This is a genomic window from Enterobacter sp. 50793107 (genome assembly GCF_001463365.1).
Classification (GTDB): Bacteria; Pseudomonadota; Gammaproteobacteria; order Enterobacterales; family Enterobacteriaceae; genus Enterobacter; species Enterobacter cloacae.
In genome coordinates this window covers 1-6,923 of record NZ_LNII01000175.1, presented here as the reverse complement: position 1 = coordinate 6,923, position 6,923 = coordinate 1, and the positions used below count along the sequence as shown (strand labels likewise).

Sequence of the window (6,923 nt, the reverse complement as noted above, 5' to 3'; positions counted from 1 at the left end):
CTGGGATACCAGTTTTCTCCACGCCTGGCTGATGCCGGTGCTTCGGTTTTCTGGCGAATGGACCATGATGCCGACTATGGCGTGCTGAATGATATTGCCAGAGGGCAATCAGATCCCCGAAAAATAGTCCTTCAGTGGGACGAAATGATCCGGACCGCTGGCTCCCTGAAGCTGGGCAAAGTACAGGTTTCAGTGCTGGTCCGTTCATTGCTGAAAAGTGAACGTCCTTCCGGACTGACTCAGGCAATCATTGAAGTGGGGCGCATCAACAAAACGCTGTATCTGCTTAATTATATTGATGATGAAGATTACCGCCGGCGCATTCTGACCCAGCTTAATCGGGGAGAAAGTCGCCATGCCGTTGCCAGAGCCATCTGTCACGGTCAAAAAGGTGAGATAAGAAAACGATATACCGACGGTCAGGAAGATCAACTGGGCACACTGGGGCTGGTCACTAACGCCGTCGTGTTATGGAACACTATTTATATGCAGGCAGCCCTGGATCATCTCCGGGCGCAGGGTGAAACACTGAATGATGAAGATATCGCACGCCTCTCCCCGCTTTGCCACGGACATATCAATATGCTCGGCCATTATTCCTTCACGCTGGCAGAACTGGTGACCAAAGGACATCTGAGACCATTAAAAGAGGCGTCAGAGGCAGAAAACGTTGCTTAACGTGAGTTTTCGTTCCACTGAGCGTCAGACCCCGTCTACATTCTTGGCGCCAGCCTGCTGGCCACCGGTATCAGGACGGATGCGCCGCAATAACGCGCCTTTACCTTCATACCCGTCATCCTCTTTCCCCTGTGAAGGCGGGCCTGATATCAGGCCCGCCTGTTTCATCGCAGCATCAGCAGGGGCTGACGGCTTTCAGACAGCATTTCCGTGGTGTGGCTGCCAATAAAGAATCGCCGTAACCGGGAGTGCCCGCAGGCCCCCATTACCGTGAGGTCGATATCATGGGCGTCCGCGTAGCGGCACAGCGCCCCGGTTACGGACTCGTCTTCCAGCAGGCGTGTCTCGGTCGTGATACCGGCTTCCTGAAGAACAGCCTGCGCATCCTGCAGGGCTGACATGTCACCGTTGACCATCACGATATGACAGCTCAGGCCGTGCAGCAGCGGGCTGACCGTCAGGCGCGTCAGGTTTTTACGGCTCTCACTGCTGCCGTCGTACGCAAACATCACCCGCGCCGGCGGCGTAAACGTCTCCGGCACAATCAGCACCGGGTTTTTCTGCAGGCGAATGACGCTTTCCAGATGGCTGCCTACCTGATTCTGCGTCCCGCGGCGCCCCAGCACCATCAGCCGGACTTCGCCCAGCTCCGCCAGGATTTCGTCCAGTGCGCCGTGCTTTTGCAGCAGCTGTGCGTCCGGCTGTCCGGTCTGCTTCAGGAGCTCCGCACAGCCGGCCAGCACGGCCTTACCCTGCGCCATCAGCAGCCGGCTGCGCTCACCCTCGACGCGGACCAGCGCTTCGGTCAGCTGCTCCCGGCTGTCAATACCAATGCTCCCGGTCAGGTCAGACACGGCGGGAGTCTCACTCTTTTCGAGCACGTGCAGCAGCGCCAGCGGCGCGCCAAGTTTACCGGCTGCCCAGGCAGCATACTCACAGACCGGCCGGGTTGACGGCGAGCCGTCAACGCAGGCAATAACGGTGTTATTCATGATGCTTTCTCCAGTAAATTAATGGCCACCCATCAGCTTTTCCACTTCTTCAGGCTTGTCATGCACTCCGAAGCGGTCAACGAGGGTGCGGGTCGCGTCATTCATACCCTTGATCTCCACTTCCGTGCCTTCGCGACGGAACTTGATAACCACCCGGTCCAGCGCGCTCACGGAGGTGATATCCCAGAAGTGGGCGTGCGTTACGTCAATCACCACGCGCTCCACCGCTTCACGGAAGTCGAAGTGGCTCATAAAGCGATCGGATGAGGCAAAGAATACCTGGCCGGCTACGGTATAGGTGCGGGTGTCGTCCTTCAGCTCAGAGGAGACCGCCATAAAGCGGGCGACCTTGGTGGCGAAGTTCAGCGAGGCAATCAGCACGCCGGTGAGCACGCCAAACGCCAGGTTATCGGTCGCCACCACCACCACCACGGTGGCCAGCATCACCACGCTGGTTGACAGCGGATGGCTGCGCAGGTTGCTGATGGAGCGCCAGGAGAAGGTGCCGATGGAGACCATGATCATCACCGCCACCAGAGCCGCCATGGGTATCCGGGACACCCAGTCGCGCAGGAACACCACCATCAGCAGCAGCACCACGCCGGCGGTGAGCGTGGAAAGCCGCCCGCGCCCGCCCGATTTGACGTTGATCACCGACTGGCCAATCATCGCGCAGCCCGCCATGCCGCCGATAAAGGAGGTGCAGATGTTGGCCACGCCCTGCGCCTTGCACTCGCGGTTTTTATCGCTCGGCGTGTCGGTCATGTCGTCCACGATGGTGGCGGTCATCATCGACTCCAGCAGCCCCACCACGGCAAGTCCTGCCGAGTACGGCAGAATAATCATCAGCGTGTCGAGGTTAAGCGGGATATCCGGGATCAGAAACACCGGCAGGCTGTCCGGCAGTTTGCCCATGTCACCCACGGTGCGCACGTCCAGGTGCAGCCACATGGAAATGGCGGTCAGCACGATGATGCAGACCAGCGGCGAGGGAATGGTTTTGTTCAGATACGGGAAGAGATAAATGATGCCCAGGCCCGCAGCGGTCAGGGCATAAACGTGCCAGGTGACGTTGGTCAGCTCCGGCAGCTGCGCCATAAATATCAGGATGGCCAGCGCGTTCACGAAACCGGTGACCACCGAGCGGGAGACGTAGCGCATCAGGCTGCCCAGCTTCAGGTAGCCGGCCGCCAGCTGCAGTACGCCGGTCAGCGCCGAGGCCGCCAGCAGATACTGCAGGCCGTGGTCTTTTACAAGCGTGATCAGCAGCAGCGCCATCGCACCGGTGGCGGACGATATCATTGCCGGACGGCCGCCGAGGAAGGCCATAACCAGGGGAATACAGAACGCAGAGTAGAGCCCGACCTGCGGGTCGACTCCGGCGATGATGGAAAAGGCGATCGCTTCGGGAATAAGCGCGAGCGCGACCACAATACCGGCAAGGACGTCACCACGGACGTTACCCAGCCAGTCCTTACGCGTCGAGGACAGCAGCATAGTCATTTCTCAGTTTTTGATTACGGTCAGCCCGTGAGGGCAAAAATTTTACGTACGAAAAAGCACATCCGCAGACGGGATGTTTTTGAGTGCGCGCCGAAGTTTATTCAGTGCGACAGAGGAGGGGTACGACTCAGGGTGGCGTAAGACGCATGGTGGTGTTTATCACTCCTTCACGGCTGACAGAGCAGCGCGGGTAATCAGAAAGACCGGATGAGAGACGTTCAGTACCGGCCACAAATGCCCGCCGGGCAGATGAACCACGGCAAAAAGCGCTTTTTACTCTACACGAATTGTTAACGGGGTCAACGCGCAGGGCAAAAACGCTGTTCATGGAATGCCGGTCAGGCGCATCCGGACGGAAAGTCCTTCTGCATGCTCAGGCTCGTCCGGCGTTCGCACATACATATGATTAAGTGAATATAAATTTGACGGAGAAAGTTTCACAGGTACACTCAGGTCAGTCACAATAAGGAGTCACCATGCCACCCGTGTCCCCCCTGCAGCTTTTTAAAAGCCTTTCCGACGAAACCCGACTCAGCCTCGTGCTGCTGCTACGCGAAAAAGGGGAGCTCTGCGTCTGTGAACTTACGTCCGTGCTGAAAGAAACTCAGCCCAAAATCTCACGGCATCTGGCTCTGCTGAGAGAAAACGGGCTGCTTACCGACCGGCGGGACGGAAAATGGATCCACTATCGTCTGTCGCCTCATATGCCGGCGTGGGCAGCGGCGGTTATCGAACAGGCTTATCTCTGCCAGCGGGATGATATCCGCCAGCTCAGCCGGCAGGCTGAACGCGATAACGCCACCACCAACGGCAAGCCTGTCTGCATTTAAAAATTTACCGGTATATATCTGGATTATCGAATATATTACGCATCGAAAATTTATCAGTCCGGTTTAACAGGCATTTGTATTCAATAGGAGCGGGTATGTTTCTGGCAGGTGCGATTTTCATCCTGACGCTGGTACTGGTCATCTGGCAGCCGAAGGGGCTGAGCATTGGCTGGAGTGCCGTCATCGGTGCGGCGCTGGCGCTGCTGACCGGCGTGGTGCACATCGGTGATATTCCGGTGGTCTGGCAGATTGTCTGGAACGCCACGGGCACGTTCATTGCGGTCATCATTATCAGCCTGCTGCTCGATGAGTCCGGCTTTTTTGAGTGGGCCGCGCTGCACGTTTCCCGCTGGGGAGGCGGCAGGGGCCGGCTGCTGTTCACGTATATCGTTCTGCTGGGTGCCGCAGTGGCGGCGCTGTTTGCCAATGACGGAGCCGCGCTAATTCTGACGCCGATCGTTATTGCCATGCTGCTGGCGCTGGGATTCACTCCCGGCTCCACGCTGGCGTTTGTGATGGCAGCGGGCTTTATCGCTGACACCTCCAGCCTGCCGCTCATCGTATCGAACCTGGTGAACATCGTAACGGCTGACTTCTTTACGCTGGGCTTCAGCGAGTACGCATCCGTCATGGTGCCGGTGAACATTGCCTCCATTGCGGCCACGCTGGTGATGCTTCATCTCTTTTTCCGCAGGGACATCCCGGTCACCTATGACCTGGCGAAGCTGAAGGCACCGCGGGAAGCCATCCGGGATGCACGAACCTTTAAGGCTGGCTGGGTGGTTTTGGTTCTTCTGCTGGTTGGCTTTTTTGCTCTGGAGCCGCTCGGCGTGCCGGTCAGCCTGGTGGCGGCGGTGGCGGCGTTTATTCTCTGGCTGGTTGCCCGCAAAGGACACGTGATTGACGCCGGCAGGGTGCTGAAAGGCGCGCCCTGGCAGATCGTTATCTTTTCGCTGGGCATGTATCTGGTGGTATACGGACTGCGTAACGCCGGACTGACTGATTACCTTTCCGCCGCCCTGAACCGGTTTGCAGAGCACGGCGTATGGGGCGCAACGCTCGGCACCGGCTTCCTGACGGCGGCACTCTCGTCCGTCATGAACAACATGCCCACCGTGCTGGTTGGCGCGTTGTCGATTGACGGTAGTAGCGCACAGGGCGTGGTGAAGCAGGCGATGATTTACGCCAACGTCATCGGCTGTGACCTCGGCCCGAAAATAACCCCTATCGGCAGCCTCGCAACCCTGCTGTGGCTGCACGTGCTGGCACAGAAAAACATCACCATCAGCTGGGGCTATTACTTCCGCGTGGGCATCGTGATGACCCTGCCGGTGCTTTTTGTCACGCTGGCCGCGCTGGCCCTGCGCCTGTCTGTTTAACTTTAACCCCGGGGCTGCGCCCGTGCAGCCCCTTTACGGAGTACCGCTTATGACTGACATTACCATTTACCACAACCCGGCCTGCGGGACATCCCGCAATACCCTGGCGCTTATCCGTAACAGCGGCGCCGAACCCACGGTTATTCTGTATCTGGAAACGCCGCCGTCACGCGATGAGCTGAAGAAGCTGATTGCGGATATGGGCATCGGCGTGCGCGACCTGCTGCGCAAAAATACCGAACCGTACGAACAGCTCGGCCTGGCAGAAGACCGCTTCAGCAATGACGAACTGCTCGATGCCATGCTGGCTCATCCGATCCTCATTAATCGCCCGGTGGTAGTGACACCGCTCGGCACGAAGCTGTGCCGTCCCTCCGAAGTGGTTCTGGACATACTGCCGGACCCGCAGCAGGGCGCGTTTACCAAAGAGGACGGCGAAGCCGTCATTGATGAGCACGGGAACCGCGTCAGCCACTGATTTTTTACCAGGCTGCGGGCATAACAGTGTGGAAAAAGCCGGCATCTGCCGGCTTTTTTATATGCTGCGCTGGTTGACCCGCTCAGAAAGCTGCGCGGCACTCTCTTTCCTTTCGCTGTAGCGGTCGGTGAGATAATCACTGCGACCGCGCGTCAGCAGGGTGAACTTCATCAGTTCCTCCATGACGTCCACTATGCGGTCATAATACGAAGAAGGCTTCATGCGGCCATCCTCATCAAACTCGGCCCAGGCTTTTGCCACGGATGACTGATTCGGGATGGTGATCATCCGCATCCAGCGTCCAAGAATACGCATCTGATTTACAGCGTTGAACGACTGTGAGCCGCCGCTGACCTGCATGACGGCCAGGGTTTTTCCCTGTGACGGGCGGACCGCGCCTGACGTCAGCGGTATCCAGTCAATCTGGGCCTTCATGATGCCGGTCATGGCCCCGTGACGCTCCGGAGAGCACCAGACCATGCCTTCCGACCAGAGAACCAGCTCCCGCAGCTCAGCCACTTTCGGGTGCGTCTCCGGCGCATCATCGGGCAGTGGCAGGCCGGACGGGTTGAAAATTTTCACCTCCGCGCCCATGGCCGTCAGCAGCCGGGCACCTTCTTCCGTTGTCAGCCGGCTGTAAGAGCGCGCCCGCAGCGAGCCGTAGAGCATCAGGATGCGGGGCGGATGCGTTATCTCTCTGGCCTTCAGCTTATCTTCCGTCAGCGGCGCGTCCAGGAGGGCCGGATCGATATTTTTCAGGGCATCAGTCAGGTTGTTCACAATGGGGTCTCTTCGGGAGTCTTTGCGGGTGACAGACTGCAGCTGCCGCCTGCGCAGCATTCTTCTGTCAGAAAGGCCATCAATTGCTCAAGCTGCGCATAGCAGGGCCTGCAGAACAGGGTACGACTCTGCCGTTCCTGGCTTATGAGTCCAGCGGGCACTGTTGCAAAGTTAGCGATGAGGCAGCCTTTTGTCTTATTCAAAGGCCTTACATTTCAAAAACTCTGCTTACCAGGCGCATTTCGCCCAGGGGATCACCATACTAAAATGCTGAGGCCTGGCC

Annotated in this window: 7 protein-coding genes and 2 pseudogenes; 4 read left to right on the top strand and 5 right to left on the bottom strand. The window is 58.2% G+C overall.

Annotated features, from left to right (window positions below; all coding sequences use genetic code 11):
* A partial coding sequence (locus tag APU11_RS25925; RefSeq protein ID WP_139113997.1) for a Tn3 family transposase occupies positions 1-678 on the top strand: 678 nt, incomplete at its 5' end.
* Between the two features lie 164 nt (positions 679-842).
* On the opposite strand, the gene APU11_RS25920 is transcribed toward APU11_RS25925, so the two are convergent.
* Both APU11_RS25920 and APU11_RS25915 read right to left on the bottom strand, forming a co-directional pair.
* Positions 843-1,670, bottom strand: a complete 828-nt coding sequence (locus tag APU11_RS25920) for a universal stress protein (protein ID WP_004118529.1) — start codon at positions 1,668-1,670, stop codon at positions 843-845.
* Positions 1,671-1,688: 18 nt separating this feature from the next.
* On the bottom strand, positions 1,689-3,167 hold the full coding sequence (locus APU11_RS25915) for a SulP family inorganic anion transporter (RefSeq protein ID WP_001549885.1): 1,479 nt from the start codon (positions 3,165-3,167) through the stop codon (positions 1,689-1,691).
* 482 nt (positions 3,168-3,649) lie between these two features.
* Between APU11_RS25915 and APU11_RS25910 the strand changes: the two genes are divergently transcribed.
* From APU11_RS25910 to arsC, 3 genes are all read left to right on the top strand, one after another.
* Positions 3,650-4,003, top strand: a complete 354-nt coding sequence (locus tag APU11_RS25910) for a metalloregulator ArsR/SmtB family transcription factor (RefSeq protein WP_001549886.1) — start codon at positions 3,650-3,652, stop codon at positions 4,001-4,003.
* Positions 4,004-4,098: 95 nt separating this feature from the next.
* A complete protein-coding gene (locus APU11_RS25905; RefSeq protein ID WP_001549887.1) occupies positions 4,099-5,382 on the top strand; it encodes an arsenic transporter in 1,284 nt (427 codons plus the stop codon).
* Between the two features lie 49 nt (positions 5,383-5,431).
* Positions 5,432-5,860, top strand: coding sequence for a glutaredoxin-dependent arsenate reductase (arsC, locus tag APU11_RS25900; protein ID WP_001549888.1), 429 nt, complete (start codon positions 5,432-5,434; stop codon positions 5,858-5,860).
* 57 nt (positions 5,861-5,917) lie between these two features.
* Here arsC and arsH read toward each other — a convergent pair whose 3' ends face one another.
* The 3 genes and pseudogenes from arsH to APU11_RS28275 form a co-directional block, all read right to left on the bottom strand.
* Positions 5,918-6,631, bottom strand: coding sequence for an arsenical resistance protein ArsH (gene arsH / locus APU11_RS25895; RefSeq protein ID WP_025801347.1), 714 nt, complete (start codon positions 6,629-6,631; stop codon positions 5,918-5,920).
* Between the two features lie 5 nt (positions 6,632-6,636).
* Positions 6,637-6,789 (bottom strand): annotated as a pseudogene (locus tag APU11_RS29100) (transcriptional regulator); the annotation flags it as partial.
* A 59-nt stretch (positions 6,790-6,848) separates the two neighbouring features.
* Positions 6,849-6,923: pseudogene (locus APU11_RS28275) on the bottom strand (IS6 family transposase); the annotation flags it as partial.